This window comes from Desulfoferrobacter suflitae (genome assembly GCF_022603395.1).
Lineage (GTDB): Bacteria > Desulfobacterota > Syntrophobacteria > Syntrophobacterales > Syntrophobacteraceae > Desulfoferrobacter > Desulfoferrobacter suflitae.
This window is the reverse complement of the sequence record NZ_JAIBKA010000003.1, coordinates 173,030-191,102: the sequence shown is the minus strand read 5'-3', so window position 1 is coordinate 191,102 and position 18,073 is coordinate 173,030. Positions and strand designations below refer to the sequence as shown.

The 18,073-nt window shown below is 56.3% G+C and carries 14 protein-coding genes; 12 read left to right on the top strand and 2 right to left on the bottom strand.

Annotated features, from left to right (window positions below):
* Window positions 1–492 precede the first annotated feature (492 nt).
* From K1V27_RS06280 to K1V27_RS06255, 6 genes are all read left to right on the top strand, one after another.
* Window positions 493–1,023, top strand: a complete 531-nt coding sequence (locus tag K1V27_RS06280; protein WP_258928750.1) for a hydrogenase maturation protease — start codon at window positions 493–495, stop codon at window positions 1,021–1,023.
* Window positions 1,024–1,106: 83 nt separating this feature from the next.
* The gene (locus K1V27_RS06275) at window positions 1,107–4,154 is read left to right on the top strand and encodes a CoB--CoM heterodisulfide reductase iron-sulfur subunit A family protein (protein ID WP_258928749.1); all 3,048 of its coding nucleotides are present in this window, start codon (window positions 1,107–1,109) and stop codon (window positions 4,152–4,154) included.
* Window positions 4,155–4,213: 59 nt separating this feature from the next.
* Window positions 4,214–4,645, top strand: coding sequence for a hydrogenase iron-sulfur subunit (locus tag K1V27_RS06270; RefSeq protein ID WP_258928748.1), 432 nt, complete (start codon window positions 4,214–4,216; stop codon window positions 4,643–4,645).
* A gap of 18 nt (window positions 4,646–4,663) precedes the next feature.
* Window positions 4,664–5,785 (top strand): Coenzyme F420 hydrogenase/dehydrogenase, beta subunit C-terminal domain, encoded by a 1,122-nt coding sequence (locus tag K1V27_RS06265; protein ID WP_258928747.1) that lies wholly within the window; start codon window positions 4,664–4,666, stop codon window positions 5,783–5,785.
* A 117-nt stretch (window positions 5,786–5,902) separates the two neighbouring features.
* Window positions 5,903–6,841 carry an NADH-quinone oxidoreductase subunit B family protein gene (locus tag K1V27_RS06260; protein ID WP_258928745.1) on the top strand — a complete coding sequence of 313 codons (939 nt, stop codon included), beginning with the start codon at window positions 5,903–5,905 and terminating at the stop codon, window positions 6,839–6,841.
* 3 nt (window positions 6,842–6,844) lie between these two features.
* Window positions 6,845–8,194: a Ni/Fe hydrogenase subunit alpha gene (locus tag K1V27_RS06255; RefSeq protein ID WP_258928744.1), complete on the top strand. Its 1,350-nt coding sequence runs from the start codon at window positions 6,845–6,847 to the stop codon at window positions 8,192–8,194.
* A 284-nt stretch (window positions 8,195–8,478) separates the two neighbouring features.
* Here K1V27_RS06255 and K1V27_RS06250 read toward each other — a convergent pair whose 3' ends face one another.
* Entirely contained in the window at window positions 8,479–9,375 is an 897-nt protein-coding gene (locus K1V27_RS06250; RefSeq protein WP_258928743.1) for a YitT family protein, read from the bottom strand.
* Window positions 9,376–9,630: 255 nt separating this feature from the next.
* Between K1V27_RS06250 and K1V27_RS06245 the strand changes: the two genes are divergently transcribed.
* The 4 genes from K1V27_RS06245 to K1V27_RS06230 all read left to right on the top strand — a co-directional run bounded on the left by K1V27_RS06245 (window position 9,631) and on the right by K1V27_RS06230 (window position 13,359).
* On the top strand, window positions 9,631–11,442 hold the full coding sequence (locus tag K1V27_RS06245; RefSeq protein ID WP_258928742.1) for an S-layer homology domain-containing protein: 1,812 nt from the start codon (window positions 9,631–9,633) through the stop codon (window positions 11,440–11,442).
* Between the two features lie 70 nt (window positions 11,443–11,512).
* Window positions 11,513–12,622 carry a phosphotransferase enzyme family protein gene (locus tag K1V27_RS06240; RefSeq protein ID WP_258928741.1) on the top strand — a complete coding sequence of 370 codons (1,110 nt, stop codon included), beginning with the start codon at window positions 11,513–11,515 and terminating at the stop codon, window positions 12,620–12,622.
* A complete protein-coding gene (locus tag K1V27_RS06235; protein ID WP_258928740.1) occupies window positions 12,619–13,158 on the top strand; it encodes a DOMON-like domain-containing protein in 540 nt (179 codons plus the stop codon). Before K1V27_RS06240 ends, K1V27_RS06235 begins: the two co-directional genes overlap by 4 nt.
* A 24-nt stretch (window positions 13,159–13,182) precedes the next feature.
* Window positions 13,183–13,359, top strand: coding sequence for a YqaE/Pmp3 family membrane protein (locus K1V27_RS06230; protein ID WP_258928739.1), 177 nt, complete (start codon window positions 13,183–13,185; stop codon window positions 13,357–13,359).
* Between the two features lie 101 nt (window positions 13,360–13,460).
* Here K1V27_RS06230 and K1V27_RS06225 read toward each other — a convergent pair whose 3' ends face one another.
* Entirely contained in the window at window positions 13,461–15,929 is a 2,469-nt protein-coding gene (locus K1V27_RS06225) for a radical SAM protein (RefSeq protein ID WP_258928738.1), read from the bottom strand.
* Between the two features lie 457 nt (window positions 15,930–16,386).
* On the opposite strand from K1V27_RS06225, the gene K1V27_RS06220 reads away from it, so the two are divergent.
* Complete coding sequence (locus tag K1V27_RS06220; protein ID WP_258928737.1) at window positions 16,387–17,247, top strand: ABC transporter permease; 861 nt, start codon at window positions 16,387–16,389, stop codon at window positions 17,245–17,247.
* Window positions 17,248–17,256: 9 nt separating this feature from the next.
* Window positions 17,257–18,057, top strand: coding sequence for an ABC transporter permease (locus K1V27_RS06215; protein WP_258928736.1), 801 nt, complete (start codon window positions 17,257–17,259; stop codon window positions 18,055–18,057).
* Window positions 18,058–18,073 lie beyond the last annotated feature (16 nt).

Sequence of the window (18,073 nt, the reverse complement as noted above, 5' to 3'; positions counted from 1 at the left end):
GTGAAGCGACGAAAGACACGCAAAGGGTCCTCCCTGATGGATTCAACCTCTGCAAAGCCCGGCGTCCTTTGCACCGGGTTTGCGGTTCATAAAAAGGTGCATGATGATCGGTCACCTCTCGATCAACCGCCTGGCACCGATCGGGGAATGCAGCTTCAATTGTACGCTTTCCCGAATCGACCATTGTCAACTATTTGCGTCACAACCTACGCCTCGCACATACTTGGCTTCATTGTCGTTGACATGGTCAAGCGTTGTTTCTATAAGCTAACTGGACAGCGTCAGGATGACCCCGAGGTGTGGCAATCGGAGCCATGCGGTTTGCACCGCAGTGCGGGCGGACGGCCGCTGCCACTTTATGTGACCTGAATTTGGCGCTTGATGTTGAACAGCCACCGGCATCATTGCGACCCGGCATGCAACCCCAAGGAAGCAACGGCCGACGCATGTCGAAATGGGTAACGACCTCACCTGAAAATGGGGGTCCAGGTATTGATCAAAGAAATTCTTCACAGCCCCATTGTCGTCTTCGGATGCGGCAATCCTCTTTTTGGGGATGATGGATTTGGCCCCAAGGTCATTGAAGCCCTGCAAAAAAACTATCCGTTGCCCCCATCTGTTTTAGCGGCAGATGTGGGAACCGGCATAGGCAGCTACCTGTTCGATCTGGCGCTGATCGAACCGAAACCCTCCTGCATTTTCATAGTTGATGCAGTGAGTCAGCCGGGCCGCGAACCGGGTGCACTGTTTGAATTGTCCATCGAAGATATGCCCCTGCCCAAGAAGACCGACTTTTCCCTGCATCAATTCCCTTCGGTCAATCTTCTGCTCGAGCTGCAGAATCTTGGCGGCGTTAAGATTCGCATTTTGGCGGTGCAGGTCAAGGAGATTCCCGAGAAGGTGCAACCGGGGCTTTCCCCTGCAGTAGAGAAACAAATCGAGGCTTGTTGTGAGTGGCTTCAAAAGCAGATCCTGGTAGAGATCGAGTCGATAGGTCAAGAGACAAATGCTGACGTCGGGTAGTCTGCACTTTGTCTACAGGCAGATGTTGCACAGTGCGCTGAATTTGGCTTCAACCATTACACTTTGTTGGTGAGGAGGTACTCATGGCGGAACAGCCCGTTGGGTCGATCATGGTCGTGGGAGGCGGCATAGCCGGCATTCAGGCCACCCTGGATCTGGCCGAGTCCGGATATTATGTCTACCTGATAGAAAAAAGCACCGGCATCGGCGGCGTGATGTCGCAACTCGATAAGACATTCCCGACCAACGACTGCGCCATGTGAATTCTCTCGCCCAAATTGGTCGAGTGCGGTCGGCACTTGAACGTTCAGCTGATGACCCTTTCCGAGTTGATCGATGTTTCCGGTGAAGCCGGCAATTTCACCGCCACGGTCAGACAGAAGCCGCGATACGTGGACATGGAAAAATGCATTGCGTGCGGCCAGTGCAGCGAGAAATGCCCCAAAAAGGTTGATGACGAATACAACATGGGCATCAACAAGAGGAAAGCGGCCTACATCAAGTACGGTCAGACGGTTCCCCTCAAGTACGCCATCGACGCACAACATTGCTTGTATCTCACGCGCGGCAAATGCCGGGCGTGCGAAAAATTTTGCCCGACCCACGCCATCAACTTCCATGACTCCGAGAAGATCTTCACTTTCAATGTCGGCTCCATCATTTTGGCAGCCGGTTATAAGCCGTTCGATCCGACTCCATATGATCATTTTGCTTACCAGCACGCCCCCGATGTGGTCACCGGCCTGCAATACGAGCGTATGCTGTCGGCCAGCGGGCCGTGTATGGGTCATCTGGTGAAGCCGTCCACCGGCAAGGAGCCGCAAAAGATCGCCTGGATCCAATGCGTCGGTTCGCGCGATCGCAGCCGCACCACTCACAGCTACTGCTCCAGTGTGTGCTGCATGTACGCCATTAAGCAAGCCTTGGTGACAGCCGAGCACACCGCGAACAAGGAGTTGCAGCAGACCATTTTTTACATGGACATCCGCAGCCACAACAAGGAATTCGAACGCTATTACGAAGACGCCAAAGGGAAAGGGATCCGTTTTGTTCGCGCCCGTCCGCACACCATCGAGGGAGGCAGGAACAACATCGGTGTGAACATCTCCTATTGCCTGGAAGATGGTCGAACTTTCATCGAAAACTTTGATCTGGCGGTCCTTTCCACCGGCATCGAGGCGTCCGAGGACGTCCGGATGCTGGCTGAAAAAATCGGATTCGCCTTGGATCAGCATGGGTTCGTCACGACCAGCAGCTTTGACCCGGTCACCAGCACCACACCGGGCATCTTCGTCACCGGAGCCATGCAGTCTCCCAAGGCCATTCCCCGCGCCGTAACGGAAGCTTCGGCGGCAGCGGCAGAAGCATCGCGCGCGCTGGTTTCCGCCAGGGGGACGCTCACCCGGCAAAAAACCTATCCCCCCGAACATGATGTGAGTGGTGAAAAGCCACGAGTAGGAGTCTTTGTCTGTTCGTGCGGCATCAATATTGCCAGTGTGGTTGACGTCAAGCAGGTGGTCGATTATGCGCACACCCTGCCCTACGTGGTCCACGTGGAAAACAATCTGTTTTCCTGTTCAACGGACGCCCAGGAACATTTCGTACACATCATCAAGAGCCACAAGCTCAACCGAATCGTGGTGGCAGCCTGCACACCGAGAACCCATGAACCACTGTTTCAGGACACGCTGCGGGAGGCCGGTTTGAATGCCTACCTGCTGGAGATGGCCAATATCCGCAATCACAATTCCTGGGTTCATCAGAAGGACCCGCAGCGCGCCACAGAGAAGGCCAAGGACCAGGTGCGCATGGCGGTGGCCAAGGTTTCGTTGAACTATCCGCTGAAAAATCTCGAAGTGAAGGTCAACCCGAAAGCGCTGGTGATCGGCGGCGGGGTGGCCGGCATGACCGCGGCGATCAGCCTTGCCGATCAGGGGCACGAGGTGGTGCTGCTGGAGCGGAGCGAGAGGCTTGGCGGCAACACCTGGCACATCAATGAAACCTGGAGGGGGACCCCGCTCAGGCCGCTGCTCGAAGACATGATCGCCCAGGTCGAGGGCCATCCGCGCATCACCGTCTACAAGAACGCGCAGATCAAGACCTGCATCGGCTCGGTGGGCAATTTTGTCAGCAAGGTCGAAATCGACGGCGAGATGCGCGCGGTCACTTACGGGGCTGCCGTCATCGCCACCGGGGCCAAAGAGCACAGGCCGACGGAATACCTCTACGGTCAGCACCCGAAGGTCATGACCCATCTCGATTTCGACGCCGAACTGAGGGACCATCCGGCGCAGGTGAAAACGGCGCAAAACGTGGTCTTCATCCAGTGCGTCGGCTCCCGCGAGCCGGAGCGACCTTACTGCAGCCGCGTCTGCTGCACCCACTCGGTGCAGAGCGCGTTGAAGCTGAAAGAGCTCAATCCGGACATGAACATTTATGTTCTGAACCGCGACGTGCGCACCTACGGTGAACGGGAGGACCTTTACGTGAAAGCGCGCGAGCGGGGCGTCATCTTCATCCGCTACGAGGTGGAGCGCAAACCGAAGGCGTCACAGAATGGCGGCGCACTTGCCGTGGACGTGTTCGATCCCATTTTGCAGCGCGACATCCAGCTCCCCGCCGACTATCTGGTGCTGGCGTCAGCCATCGTGCCGCACGACAACCACGAACTGGTGGAGCTTTACAAGTGCGGCCAGAACGAGGATGGTTTCCTCAATGAGGCCCATCCCAAGCTGCGCCCGGTGGACATGACGGTGGACGGCTTGTTCCTGGCGGGATTGTGCAACTACCCCAAGCCCATCGACGAGGCGGTGGGCCAGGCCAAGGCGGCGGCATCCCGGGCCAACGTGATCCTCTCCAAGACCACCATGGAGCTGGACGCCATCAAGTCCTTCGTCACGGAAAAATGCGACGGCTGCGCCCTTTGCCTGGATGTCTGCCCCTATCGGGCGATCAAGTTGGAGGAGTACCAGCGCGATGGGGCCACGCATAAGCGCATCGTGACCGACAGCGCCCTGTGCAAGGGCTGCGGCCTGTGCCAGGCGACCTGCCCGAAGGAAGGCGTCTATGTGCACGGGTTCACCCTGGGGCAACTGAAGGCCCAGGTGCACTCCGCCCTCGAGGCGATTTGAAGGACCTTTCACGACAAACCTTGTGGATCACACACTTATAACGATGAGGAGAGCAATCGATGTCTGACAACTTCGAACCTGTCATCGTAGGCTTCTTGTGCAACTGGTGCGCCTATGCCGGCGGCGACCTGGCCGGCGTCTCACGGCTGCAGTATCCTCCCAATATGCGCCCCATCCGGGTGATGTGCTCCGGCATGGTGCACCCGGACATTGTGGTCGAAGCGCTGACCCAGGGGGCGGACGGCGTTATCGTGATGGGCTGACACCTGGGTGAATGTCATTACCTGGATGGTAATAACAAAGCCCTGGCCCGCGCCGATGCCATCAAGATCGTTTTGGAAAATCTCGGAATCGATTCCGAGCGTTTCGCTATCCAATGGGTTTCCTCCGCCGAGGCGCCAAGATTCGCCGAGGTCGTGACGAATTTTACGCAAAAGATCCGGTCCCTGGGTGCCAATCCCATGCGCCCGGCCAAAGCCATGAGCGCTTAGACAGGCGGGAGGAAAGCGATGACCAAAACATTTTTCAATTTGATCCAGGAAGTCCAAAAACCTGGGCTGTGCCACCACTGCGGCGGCTGCGTAACGTTTTGCACGGCCATCAACTACGGCGCACTGGAACTGGATGAAAACGGCAGACCGCGTTTCAAGGACATGGAAAAGTGCATCGAGTGCGGCCTGTGCTACCTCATTTGTCCGGAAATCCATGAGCTTGATGAAGAACAGAAAAAAGTCGCCTCCTGGAGTGAACCGATCGGTAGAGTTCTGGAAACCAGGGTGGCGCGAGCACGCGCAGCGAACATCCGTGAAGTGGCTACAGACGGCGGCGTGGTGACGGCACTGCTGGTTCACCTGTTCGATTTGGGGTTCATCGATGGGGCTATCGTCACCCGCCAGACCGAACCGTTTCAGCGGGAACCGTGGCTCGCCCGGTCGCGGGAGGAAATCATCGAGGCCGCCGGGTTTCACTTTGACACCTCTGCCGGCATGCATCATTTCAGCGATCATTATTCGACCTATGTCCCTTCCATCCTGGAGCTCGGCCCCATGGCCAAATTTGGGCTGCATCGCGTGGCGTTTGTGGGCACGCCCTGCCAGATCAAGGCCCTGCGCAGAATGGAAGCACTCGGCGTGGTGCCCGCCCATGCCATCCGCTACCACTTCGGGCTTTTCTGTTCCGGCAACTTCGAGTTCGGCCCGGAACAGGCGGCACAGCTCGAGGAGATCGGCAACTTCAACTGGGACGATGTGCGCAAGATCAACATCAAGAGAAACCTCAAAATTCACCTGCAAGATGGCACAGTCAAGACCATTCCCCTGGACCGGCTGGCCTTCATGAAACGCTATGCCTGTCGCTACTGCGATGATTATTCGGGGGAATATGCCGACATTTCGTTCGGCGGCATTGGGGCGCCCCAAGGCTGGACCACGGTGATCATCCGTTCGCCGCTCGGCAGAGCCATCTACGCCAACGCCAAGGAAGAAGTCATCGACGAGTATCGCGACCCGGACGATCCCCACCATTCCAGACACGTCTTGAAAATGATCCTGGAATGGTCCGAACGAAAGAAAGATGAAGCGGAGCGAAACCGCGACGCACTGGTGAAAAAGGGAGTGACGGTAAAGTCGTGAGCGCTTCGTGTTCTGAAAGCTCCCCACGAATCGCGCCACGACGGGTCTGTATTCTGAATTCTGACTGCTGAATTCTGACTGCTGAATTCTGAATTCTCATACAATGGAGGTCGTCACATGACGGCAAAAATTGCAGAAGAGTGGCTCAACTCCTGTTCCGGCTGCGAAATAGCCATCGTCGACATGGGGCAGCGGCTGCTCGATATCCTCGACAAAGCGGAGTTTGTGCACATCCCGGTGCTGCTCGACCACAAGTACCTGGGACAGTTGGGAGACGGCCGGCACATTGAGATACCGGAGGCGGACGTTGGAATCATCAGCGGCGGCATTCGCAACGAAGAACATCTCGAAGTGGCCCAGGAGATGCGCTCCAAATGCCGGACTATCGCTGCCCTCGGCACCTGCGCCACGCATGGCGGCATCCCGGCTCTGACCAATGCCTACCACACGGACGCCGTGCTCGAGCGCTACTATTCGACGGAAACGACGGATAAGCCGGATCACTGGCCGGACGACGGAGTGCCTGCCTGCCTCGATGCCTGCTACGCTCTGGATGAAAAAATCAAAGTGGACATCTACCTGCCCGGCTGCCCGCCGCATCCCGACCATGTCTATGCGGCTCTGGCGGCTCTACTCGAAGGGACGACGCCGGTCCTGCCCGCCCGCAGCGTCTGTGACACCTGCCCGACGATGCGCGCGGGCAAGGGCCAGCTGAAACAGCTCAGGCGCTTTCTGCAGGCGCCTCATTATGGCTCGCCGCAGGAGCCTTTGGATAAGATGCGCTGCCTGCTGGAACAGGGTCTTCTGTGCATGGGGCCGGTCACACGGGCGGGCTGTGGCGGGGATAAGACGACGCCGCGCTGCATCGCGGCGCGAGTTCCGTGCCGCGGCTGTTACGGGCCGGTCAAACAGGATGGCAATCAACTCCTGGATATGCTCAATGCACTGGCATCGAACGGTATTGAAATCGGCTCACTGCCCGAGCACCCGTCGCTTCTCAGGTTTTCCGGAGCGCATCGGCTACTAAGGCCCGCGAGGCAAGGAAAGGAGTCCTGATACATGTCACAAACGATCACCATAGCTCCCATCACCCGCATCGAAGGGCACGCGTCCATTGCCATCCAACTGGACGACGCCGGCAATGTACAGGACAGCAAAGTGCATATCATGTCCCTGCGGGGTTTCGAAAAATTTGTGGAAGGCAAACCGGCCGAAGAGCTACCCCGGATCGTCAATCGCATCTGCGGCATTTGCCCCTGGCAGCATCATCTGGCCTCCAACAAGGCGGTCGATCGCTGCTTCGGCGTCACGCCGCCCCCTGCCGGACGCAAGCTGCGCGAGCTCATGCAAACCATCTCACATGCAGAAGACAAGCTGTTGCACTTTTTCTTTCTGGCGGCGGCCGATTTTGTCATCGGTCCGGACAGCGACTATGCGGTGCGCAATGTGATCGGCATCGCCAGGGCCAACCCGGAGCTGGCCAGAAAAGTGGTGCAGATGCGCTATATGGCGAAGATGATGCTGGAAAAGTTCGCCGGCAAGGCCATTCATCCGATAGCCGGAGTGGTCGGCGGTTTTTCCAAGCCTTTACTGGAAGCGGAACGTAAAGAATTTCTGGCCAAGATGCATCAACTGCTGGACTTTGCACTGTTCACCATCGACTTTGCCAAAACCGAGATATTTCCCAAGTACCTCGACACCATCACTTCCCTCGGGGCGATCAAGACCGGCTTCATCGGCACCGTCGACGACGACGGCGCACTCGATCTGTACGATGGCAAAATCCGCCTGATGAAGCCCGATATGAGCTTTATCGAATTTGATTCACAGGACTATGCCGACTACATCGGTGAGCACGTCGAACCCTATTCCTACGGCAAGCTGCCCTATGCGCGCTGCTGGAACGAGGGTTTTTCCCTGGACCTGGCCGAGCCCAGAGGCATTTATCGCTCCAACTGCCTGGCCCGGGTGAATGTGGCGGACAAAATGGCGACCCCGCGCGCGCAGGCGGAGCTGGAGGAATTCCGGGAAAAATTCGGCAGACCCGCCCAGGCGACCCTGCTCTATCACTGGGCGCGGCTGATCGAGGAAGTGTATGCCTGTGAGCACGCCATCGAACTGCTCGAGGACCCGGAAATTACCGACACCAACATTCGCGCCAAGGTCGAGCCCAAAGCCGGCCGTGGAGTCGGTTGCCTCGAGGCGCCGCGCGGCACCCTCATCCACGACTATGCGACGGATGAAAACGGCCTCATCACCCGCGCCAACATGATTGTGGGGACCACCCACAATCTTGGGCCCATCAACATGAGCGTCAACCAGGCCGCCCGATCTCTCATCAAGAACGGAGAGATCAGCGAGGGCACTCTCAACCGAATCGAGATGGCGGTACGTGCCTACGACCCGTGAATTTCCTGCGCCACTCATCGCCTGGACGGCGATCATGCAATTTCCATCGAAATCAAAGATTCCGGCGGCCGAGTCATCAGGAGCTGGTCGTAGCCCGGGGAACTGTGCGAGCATGCGTCGAACCCCTCATTCCGAGGCAGCAACTCCAGAAAACGGCAGGAATCCATGGAAGCTCGTGATGTCAGGATTCCTGCCTTCTCGGCCATGGCTGAGAAGCGTGCCGCGTCAACTTGCCGAGGACCTCCCGGCCTGCCGCCGGCAGCACACAAGACGGTATTGCCGGGCTAATAGACCCTCCTGGTTCCGTGGCGCTTGCCGAGAACTTCCAGGGTGTCGTTGACGACCATGAACGCCTCGGGATCGATACCATAGACGATATCTTTCATCCTCGGCAGCTCTGTCAACGTGGTGACGGTAAAAATGACATCACTGTCTTCGCCCGTGTATCCACCTTTCCCCTTCAGGTAAGTGACCCCACGGTTGATCCGGAACAGGATGTCGTCGGCAATTTTGTGAGATTCCTTGGACACGATGAGTAGAGCCTTGCGCCGGTTGAATCCGGTCAGTATCACATCGATCACCCGGCTGCTGGTGTACACAAAAATCAACGAGTGGAGAGCGAGCTCGATATTGAAATAGAGAGCTCCGGCAAGCAGCACCAGAGCATTGCTGGCCATAATGACGATCCCGGGGCGCAGGCCCCATCGTTTATTCGTGTATACCGCAAGAATATCCAAACCTCCTGCGGAGCCCAGAGAGCGGAGGATGACGCCCCCGCCGACCCCGCAGATGACTCCCGCAAACAGCGCCGCCAGCATGGGATCCTGAATATCCACTGCGGGAGGCCGGATCAGATTCGCCACCAGAGAGAAAAAGGCCATTCCAAAGATGGTGTACAACATGAACCTGCGACTTACGTGCAACCATCCGAGCAGGAGCAGAGGAATATTGGAAACAAAATAGACCAGTCCAACGTCAAGGGACGGGATCAAGTAGTGCACAATGAGCGATATACCGACCAAGCCACCACTCAGGAGCTTCTGAGGTACCAGCACGGAATTCATTCCGGTCACAAATATGATGGAACCGGCAATGATCAACCCGCAGTTAACTAATATGGAACGGATGGAAAAACCCTTGAACATTCTCTCAAAAGGCTTGTACAGCCTTACTGCACTCATTTTTATTTCTTTTTCCTTATGCCTGGCGGTTATTTTCGTTCAGTCCGAGAGCGCGCCTCAATTTCCTCCGAAACGGTCGGAGCGTACCATATAGATATAAATCGACGCATCGACAAGGGGCAAACGTAACCAACAGCGGGTACGATTGTGATTCTCATTCTTGTTCTCATTTGTTATAAATCCCCTGTTTTCGCCGATAGACTGCGCAATGAAAGCGAACCCTTACACTTTACGACATGGCCTTCAGGAGCCATCATGGCAATTCAATCGAGAAAATCGTCGTTTGTAGCTCGTGTGTCACTGGCCATCCTCCTGGTGCTCCTCAGTTGCCTGGCAGGCGCTTCCTTGCAGGCTCAGAACAGTGCTTTGCAGGAGCTCGCCGCTGCGGTAGCCGGGAAATTGATACCGCTTGAGCATCTTTCCCTCACCGAATGCCCGGACGGCATAAGCCGGTTGAGACCCGATCGTGTCGTGGTCCAGTACATCGAGAAAAAATTTTACCGCTGGCACGAATACGATGTTGTGGCGGCCAACGGTGGGGCTGGAGTTTGTATTGTGGTCGTTCAGCCGCGGCTCGGCCCTCTGTCAAGACAGGACGCGCAGATTCTGTTGAGCGCTTCCGAGACATGGAAAGAAACTGTTGCGGATCCCGACCGGATGATCACTCTGCCTCCCTCCGACCCCAGTTTAAACCTTCCTGCGGTAACTCCTCCAGTTTCGGACGAGAGGGTCAATCCGCCGTTGCAACCGGAAGCGGACGTCTTTCACAAACTGGAGGCAACTCCCGGGCCTCAAAAAAAAACCGCTGAGCGCTCCGCCGTTGAGCTCCTGAGCCTTGAAAACACGGTCAATTCCGACGAGCGCATGCGGGTTGACAACACCCAGATCTATCCGTTTAACACCGTGTGCTATGTCAGCTTTTCCAACCTGGGTTTGAGGTATCGAGGGACGGCGTTTCTGGTGTCCCCCTACGTGGCCCTCACCGCCGGACACAACGTCTACGATGCCGGCCTTTTCAGCTGGAGCTATGATTTTCTGCTGGCCCCGGGCCAGTACCAGGCGTATCCGGGAGGTACCGTGTACCGACCCTACGGGCAGACGTATGCCGCGGAATTGCACACCAACAACGCGTATCTGGCAGGTGGCGGGTTTGCCTACGACTACGGGGCGGTCATGTTTGATAAACCGTTCAGCTCCATATCGACCTTCATGCCGGTACAGTTCGACGCCACCCCCAACTGGATCAATGTGGTCGGATACCCTCTTCAGGTTCAAAGCGAATTCAACAGCCAGACCATGTGGCGATCTTCCAGCAGTGTGTATGATATCAGCGATCGCATCATTCGCTATACGGCGGACACCTCCGGCGGCAACAGCGGAGGCCCGGTTTATCTTGACAGCCGCCGGGTGGTGGCCATCCATACCTTCGGCGAAATCAACGTCAATGGCGGTACACGGTTGGTTGCCGCTAATCAGCACAACATCACCGAATGGATGCAATGGCATCCCGGGGGCACTTTCGTGGATGTCCCCCCTTCCTACTGGGCCTATGACTCCATAGAAAAATTATATCAGGCGGGAATCACCCAGGGCTGCGGCAACGATCGTTACTGTCCGGAAGATCTTGTAACCAGGGCGGAAATGGCGGTTTTTCTGCTGCGTGCCAAATATACCGGCAGCTATCAACCGCCCGAACCCAAAGGAATATTCGAAGACGTACCGACAAGCTTCTGGGCCTGCGGATGGATAGAGCAATCCTACTGGGACGGCATCACTCAGGGTTGCAATAGCGCTCCCCTCCTGTACTGCCCACTCAGCCCCGTATCGCGGGCGGAAATGGCGGTCCTGTTGCTGCGGGCAAAATATGGGGGCGGCTATCAACCGCCCGCACCGATGGACATTTTCACCGACGTGCCGGCAGATTATTGGGCGAGCCCCTGGATCGACGAAATATATCAGGAAAAGGTCACCACCGGTTGTTCGGCGTACCCGCTCAAGTATTGCCCGGAAGGTTCGGTTACCCGGGCGGAAATGGCAGCTTTTGTGGTACGCACCTTTGATTACTGAGCGGCCTATCCTTCCCGCAGAGGCTTTTAATTTGGTTGCGAGTTACGAAATTTGATCGGTGAACCTGAAGATGCAGCTCTTGAATTCATTGATCGTTATTGCAGAGCATTTTCAACCAGGCGGAAAACTTATCGAGAGCATCCAGGAGCTTGGCAACGGAAACGTCAATGATACCTACCTCGTGACTGTCGATGCGCCTCACGACGATCACTTCATCCTGCAGCGCATCAACACCCGCGTATTCCACCGACCCGAACTGGTCATGCAAAATATGCGCTGCGTTACCGAGCACGTTGAGCGAAGGATGGCCGCTGCGCCACTTGAAGCAGGAGGCTGCTGGCAACTGCCCCGCGTTCTGCGCACTCGCCACGGCCAGGATCTGTTGGTTGCCGAGGACGGTTCGTTCTGGCGTGCGCTCAGCTTCATCGGCGGCGCACTCGCTTTCGATACCGTGCAGCATGAACGACACGCACGCGAAGTAGGCCGGGCCCTCGGTACCTTCCACCACATGGTGCACGACCTGCCCCTGGACAAGCTTGCGGACACGCTGCCGGGCTTTCACATCACACCCCGCTACCTGCAGCACTACGACGACGTCCGGCGGGAAAAGCCACCTCGGGAATCCCGGGAAGTTGATTATTGTTCACAATTCGTGCGCCGGCAGAGGGGTGCGGCACATGTCCTCGAGCAAGCCAGGGCCGAGGGTAAACTCCAGTTGCGCCCGATTCACGGTGACCCCAAGGTCAACAATGTGATGATCGACAGCGACTCCGGACAAGCCGTCGGCATGGTGGATCTGGATACGGTCAAACCCGGCCTGATCCAGTACGACATCGGTGACTGTCTGCGCTCCTGCTGCAACCCTCTGGGAGAAGAGACCGAACAGTGGGAAAAGGTCTACTTCGACCTGGAGTTCTGCCGTGCCATCCTGCAAGGGTATTTTTCAATGGCAGACAAATTCCTTGCCGCCAGCGACTACCCATACATTTACCATGCAACGCGCATCATTGCCTTTGAGCTCGGTTTAAGATTTCTTACCGACTACCTGGAGGGCAACGTGTACTTCAAAGTCAACCACAGCGAACATAATCTTCACCGGGCCCTCGTTCAGTTTAAACTGTGCGCCAGTATCGGAATGCAGGCGGCAGCAATTCAGGCACTGATTCAGAACACGCGATGAAACAGAGCAGCTTTCACCTCCAGCCATTTGCGCGACCGGCTGTTGTGCCGCAGTTGCGCGTTTTGGGTGACATTGCCCGCCATGGGGACAGGATTATTTTGGACTACTTGATTCAGGGAAATGTGGATGGGCTTTCCATACCCGCGTCTTGCCGCCATCCGGAGCGCCGCGATCAGCTATGGCGGGACACCTGCCTGGAATTGTTCCTGGCCCGCGGCGATGCCCCCGCATACTGGGAATTCAACATGGCGCCGTCGGGTCATTGGAATGTCTACCGCTTCACCGACTATCGTCGAGGCATGCGGAACGAGCCACGCTTCACCGGACTCCCGTTCACGGTTCGAAAAATGAGCACGGGTCTGGCACTTTCACTGGATGTGGGCCTGCAAAAAATCGTCGACTGCCATCAACCGCTGAAAATAGGCATCAGCGCCGTCGTTAAGCAGGTGGACGGCGATATTTCTTATTGGGCTTTGAAGCATTGCGCCGCTCACCCCGATTTTCACCACCGCGAGGGCCATATCATCACCTTGTGACAGTGTCCCTGGAAAGGAGCATCTATGTCTGAAGGAGCCAAAGATTTTCTGAGAATTCTTTTGGCGGTGCTTTTACCTCCCCTTGGAGTGTTCCTCCAGGTGGGCATCGGAAAGCACTTCTGGATCAACATCATCCTGACCCTGTTCGGCTATCTGCCGGGCATCATCCATGCGGTGTGGGTGATCGCCAAGGTCGGGTAAAGCTCTCCCGCTGAGCTGAACGGTGAGCTCAGGCCGGCTGCCCGTGAGTCGGCGGACGGCGGCATCCGAACAAACCGCATCGGCCGTTGGCAGGAAACCTGTCAGCAGAGCGCAAAATCAGTGCTCTTTACCACCCCTGAAAGGTTCACGACAGGGTTGCCATCGTCAGCCGTCTCCACTCCGTCCGGCCAGGCGAATGTCGGCTGCATAGCCCTGAAATATTCAAGGGAATACGGGAGAAGTTTCAACGCAACTTTGCCGTTCACCCCGATCACCTGAGAGGTGAGTCCATAGTCGACTTCTCCCAGTTCGGTCCATACCATGTAGCGGGGAATTTCTCTGCCGCTGCCCTCCCTTCGCACCCGGGTGGCGATGTCGATCACATCGTAAAGATCGATGGGGTGGTGAACATTCCACTCGAGCTGCAACGGCAAGCCGGCAATGTAGAGGTGGTGGAATTCGATGCCGCCGGCGCGGCACTCATAAGCGAGCTGCTGAATACTTTCCGCCGTGTCATTGATCCCCCCCAGCAGAGGCGTGTTGCTGTAGACCGTGATTCCCTTGTTGCGTAAGGCGTTTGCTAAGTGCGCATGTTCCGGGCGAAATTCGCAGGGATGCAGAAACTGCGTCTCAATTTCCAGCCTGAGCGGATTGACGACACTCAGTTTGTTCAAATTGGCAAGCCTGTCGATGACGGCCGGGGTATATTTTTGCGGCGCATAATTGAATTTCAGACTTTTCAGGCGGACCGCATTCACGTGGTGAATGCCGCGCAGCTTTTCAATGATTGCAGCGATGTGATAAAGATTTTCCAGCGCGTCCTTGCGCGACGCGATGACCACGTCGGTTATTCTGGAATCATGCCCAATGTATTCGATTTCTGCAGAACCCGTTTGCGCGTCCAGTTCCACGCGAGTTTCGTGAAGTCTGCCCAGGACATCGGATGGCGTGGAGACGATGGAGCGCCTCAGCCGCTGATCCTGCAGCGCACCGGCCTGCAGTTGCCTCAGAGCTGCAAGATGCGAGTCCCTGTCGGCGGCGGGCCGCGCCGGCCTTGCCCCGAAAAACAGGCGTTCATCACCGATCTTTGCCATATATCTGGCATCGAGGGTTCCCTCGGCGTTGACCCGCACGATATCGAGGTCGTTGGCAACCGGTGCGAATGCTTTAAAATATTCCGGCGTATACGGCGTTCTGATCCATACAAAATTTTCGTTCTCCTTGTCCTTTTCAACCGCCCAGCCGCTGCTGTGCCAGTCCATCTTGCCGATGGGCGTAGCCGTGCAGATTCTGGGAATGACCCGGTCGGATAGATGCGCACGCAGGTAATTGGCGACCTGAACTCCTTTGGAAAGCGGTGTCCAATAGACACTGTTGCCGTGAATCGGGCTGCATGGAATATAAATGTAGTGGAGCTCGGCACCGGCGCCGCGCAATAAACCATACAATCTGGTCAATTCCGGACCTGCATCATTGCAGTCCCTCAAAAACGGGGTCTGCACATAGACGGCAATGCCGTTTCTTACCAGCTCTGAAATGATATCGAGGGACTGGGGTGAAACCTCATCGGGATGAATGAAGTGAGTGGCCACTTCGACGCGCTTCCCCCGTTGCTGGAGCTCCAGGTGCTTCTGTTTCAGGTAATTGAGCAGCGACGACCGCCCGGCGTAAAACAGTTGTGGATAGTAAGCGATGGAACGGGTTGCCAGCCGCAGGGTCTGTACATGGGGGATGTCCTTGAGCCCGTCGATGGCGGCGGCAAGGTTCCCTCGATTGAGAAAGGGGTCCCCGCCGGTGACCACAATTTCCTTGATGCTGGGGGAATTCCTCACATGTTCGACGGCCTTCGCCACGTCAGCGGCCGTCGGGTTGCTCTGATTGCGCGATTCCTTATGTTTCCTGAAGCAGAACCGGCAATAGACCGGACAGGTCATGTTAGTCAGAAAAATGACCCGGTTCTGGTACATCTGTTCCAGCAGTCCCTGGTGGAACTGGCCGATCCAGGTGTTCACATGGCCGACGGGATCCAGTTCCTCCACAAAGGGAAGGTACTGGTACGAGACGGCTCTGGAGACCCGCATCTGCCGGATGGTGTGTGCGGACAGACGCACGGGGTAGGTTTCGAGCACTTTTTGCAGGGGAGCTCGATCCTCCTCGGCCACGGCAATGTTGGTCAGGCTCTCCAGTTTCTTCACATCCCTGACCGTGTAAAATTTGTCCTGGGGCATTATTTTCTCCAGGAGGGCGACGAGCAGCATATGCGGCAGAGTCACGCCATTGACGGCGATCGGCTTGCTGCCGTTGCCGTTGGCCTGCTGCAGTTGTTCGATGAGGATCGTAAAAAAACGCTGCGGATCACCGGCACAGCCTGCCGCTTCAAGCAGCCGCATAAAGCGCGCTTCTCCACTGCCGCTTGCGACAATAGAATAAAATTCCTTGCCCACCAGCGATTCTTCCGCATAATGTTCGAGAAAATCAGTGAGGCCGTCACCAAGGGTTGCAAGGGAAACCTCTGAAGTCTCTCCCGAATTCTTGAAAGCCACCTTGTATATAGTCTGACCGAATTCCATCGCGAACTCCTTCGCCCCGCTTCAATGGAAGAAACCAGGACGCATGCAATCGATTTAGCTTATGATTCGCCGCGCCAAACCCGCCTTTTGTCATCCATGTGCGCCCGCCAGACAACCGCGTCGTGGCCCGCAATGCCCCATTAATACTAGAAGCGGCCCGGCGGCGTCAACCAGCGTCAGCCCAATCCCACCTGTAAAGTTCACAAAGCCGGCCCCCCGCCGCTGTCACCCCTCACCTTCGCCACCCCGCCCCAATGACGCCAAAAAGGCAGACATCACGAAATCGATTGGCACCCGTTGGAACACCATTGCTCGGCAATGCTCCCAGCGCAACTGCCCAGGTTCCGGGATTTGTCCTTGACTTTGGAAAAAACTTTCAGTAGAAATCAATATCGTTGCGTCAATAAACTAGTTTACTCGGATACTTATCAGTAAGCATCTGGATTTATTAAATTTTATGCAAAAATCATCCTGGCGCCCATGGGCACTGCTTGCTCCTTCCCTCACTGCAGTTTTCCTGCTGCTGCTGGTGCCGCTCTGCTTCATCGTGGTGTACAGCTTCTGGCTGCGGGCTCCGACAGGAGCCGACATTGCGGCTTTTCAGCTGGGCAATTACAAAAAATTCGCGGCCGACTTTTTTTATCCGTCGATTCTTCTCAGAACGATACGGGTGGCTTTCGAAACGGTTGTTCTTTGTCTTCTCATGGGATACATCCCGGCCTATTTCTTCTATCGCAGCAAAACCCGACACAAATCCGTGCTGCTGTTGCTCATCATGATTCCCTTCTGGATCAGCTTCATCATCAGGACCCTCAGCTGGATCAACATCCTGGGCGACACCGGCCTCATCAACCACGTGCTCGTCCGGGTCGGCATCATTTCCGAACCTCTCAACATGCTTTACAACGAAGGGGCTGTGCTGATGGGTCTGATCCAGTATCTGCTGCCGTTTATGATTCTCAATGTGTACGTGAGCCTGGAAGGAATTGACAAGAGTCTGCTGGAGGCGGCACGCAGTTTGGGCTGCACTGAATGGCAGGCCTTCAGGGAGGTCACCCTGCCCCTCAGTTTGCCCGGAGTCAGTGCCGGGTGTCTGCTGGTGTTCGTGCTGACCTCGGGGACGTATCTGCCGCCCATGATTCTGGGCGGACCGCGTAACGAAATGATCGCCAATTTGATTTTCAAGCGGGTCATCGGTACGCTGGACTGGCCGTTCGGTTCGGCCATCAGTGTGGTTTTGCTGACGCTGCTCATCATCATTATCTACACGTACAATCGCTATCTGGGAATCAACCAGATATTCAAAAGCCTGCAGTGAGCCTGAGACATGTTTAGAATTTCCGGCTGGTCGCTGATTCGACTGTATACCCTGCTCGTCTACATTTTCATGTTTGCGCCCATTGTGGCCGTGGTCATCCTGTCATTCAATCCGCAGCAATTCGGCTCGTTCCCCATGCAAGGCTTCAGCTTCCAGTGGTACCTGAAACTGGTCCAAAATGAGGCCATTCTGTCGGCGTTCAAGAACTCGCTGCTGCTCGGTTCTCTCACCGCCGTCACGGTGACGGCGGTGGCCATTCCAGCGGCCATGGCTTTTGTGCGCTATGATTTTCCCGGCAAGAACACGCTCAACACGCTCCTCCTGACCCCAATCATGATCCCCGAGGTGGTGCTCGGCGTCGCTCTGCTGCTGTTCATTCGCTGGCTGCAGCAGCCCAAAAGCTTTCTTTTGCTCCTCATGGGACACGTTGTGATCACTCTGCCCTACGTGCTGCTGGTCGTCCAGGCACGGCTCGTCGGCATCAAAAGGGTATACGAAGAAGCCGCCATGTCGCTCGGGGCCAACCCGCTGCAGACCTTCAAAGAAATCACCCTGCCGCTGCTCACGCCGGCCGTATTGGCGGGCATGTTGTTCTCCTTTACCATTTCCTTCGACGATGTGACGGCCACCCTCTTTTGGGCCACCGCACAAAACCAGACCGTACCGGTCAAAATATTCGGTATGCTGCGGAATTCCATCAGCCCCGAAATCAATGCACTGGGAACCGTCATGATCGTCCTGACCATTTCGACTCCGCTCATTGCCGGCTACCTGATTCGAAAGTTTGCCAGAGGAGGAACCATTAACTAAAACCCACTAAGGAGGA

What these genes read in the sequence shown, in the direction of transcription:
- K1V27_RS06265 (WP_258928747.1), top strand. Translation starts at nt 4,664, where the DNA reads ATGACCAAAACATTTTTCAATTTGATCCAGGAAGTCCAAAAACCTGGG.
- K1V27_RS06260 (WP_258928745.1), top strand. Translation starts at nt 5,903, where the DNA reads ATGACGGCAAAAATTGCAGAAGAGTGGCTCAACTCCTGTTCCGGCTGC.
- K1V27_RS06255 (WP_258928744.1), top strand. Translation starts at nt 6,845, where the DNA reads ATGTCACAAACGATCACCATAGCTCCCATCACCCGCATCGAAGGGCAC.
- K1V27_RS06250 (WP_258928743.1), bottom strand. Translation starts at nt 9,375, where the DNA reads ATGAGTGCAGTAAGGCTGTACAAGCCTTTTGAGAGAATGTTCAAGGGT.
- K1V27_RS06245 (WP_258928742.1), top strand. Translation starts at nt 9,631, where the DNA reads ATGGCAATTCAATCGAGAAAATCGTCGTTTGTAGCTCGTGTGTCACTG.
- K1V27_RS06240 (WP_258928741.1), top strand. Translation starts at nt 11,513, where the DNA reads ATGCAGCTCTTGAATTCATTGATCGTTATTGCAGAGCATTTTCAACCA.
- K1V27_RS06235 (WP_258928740.1), top strand. Translation starts at nt 12,619, where the DNA reads ATGAAACAGAGCAGCTTTCACCTCCAGCCATTTGCGCGACCGGCTGTT.
- K1V27_RS06230 (WP_258928739.1), top strand. Translation starts at nt 13,183, where the DNA reads ATGTCTGAAGGAGCCAAAGATTTTCTGAGAATTCTTTTGGCGGTGCTT.
- K1V27_RS06225 (WP_258928738.1), bottom strand. Translation starts at nt 15,929, where the DNA reads ATGGAATTCGGTCAGACTATATACAAGGTGGCTTTCAAGAATTCGGGA.
- K1V27_RS06220 (WP_258928737.1), top strand. Translation starts at nt 16,387, where the DNA reads ATGCAAAAATCATCCTGGCGCCCATGGGCACTGCTTGCTCCTTCCCTC.
- K1V27_RS06215 (WP_258928736.1), top strand. Translation starts at nt 17,257, where the DNA reads ATGTTTAGAATTTCCGGCTGGTCGCTGATTCGACTGTATACCCTGCTC.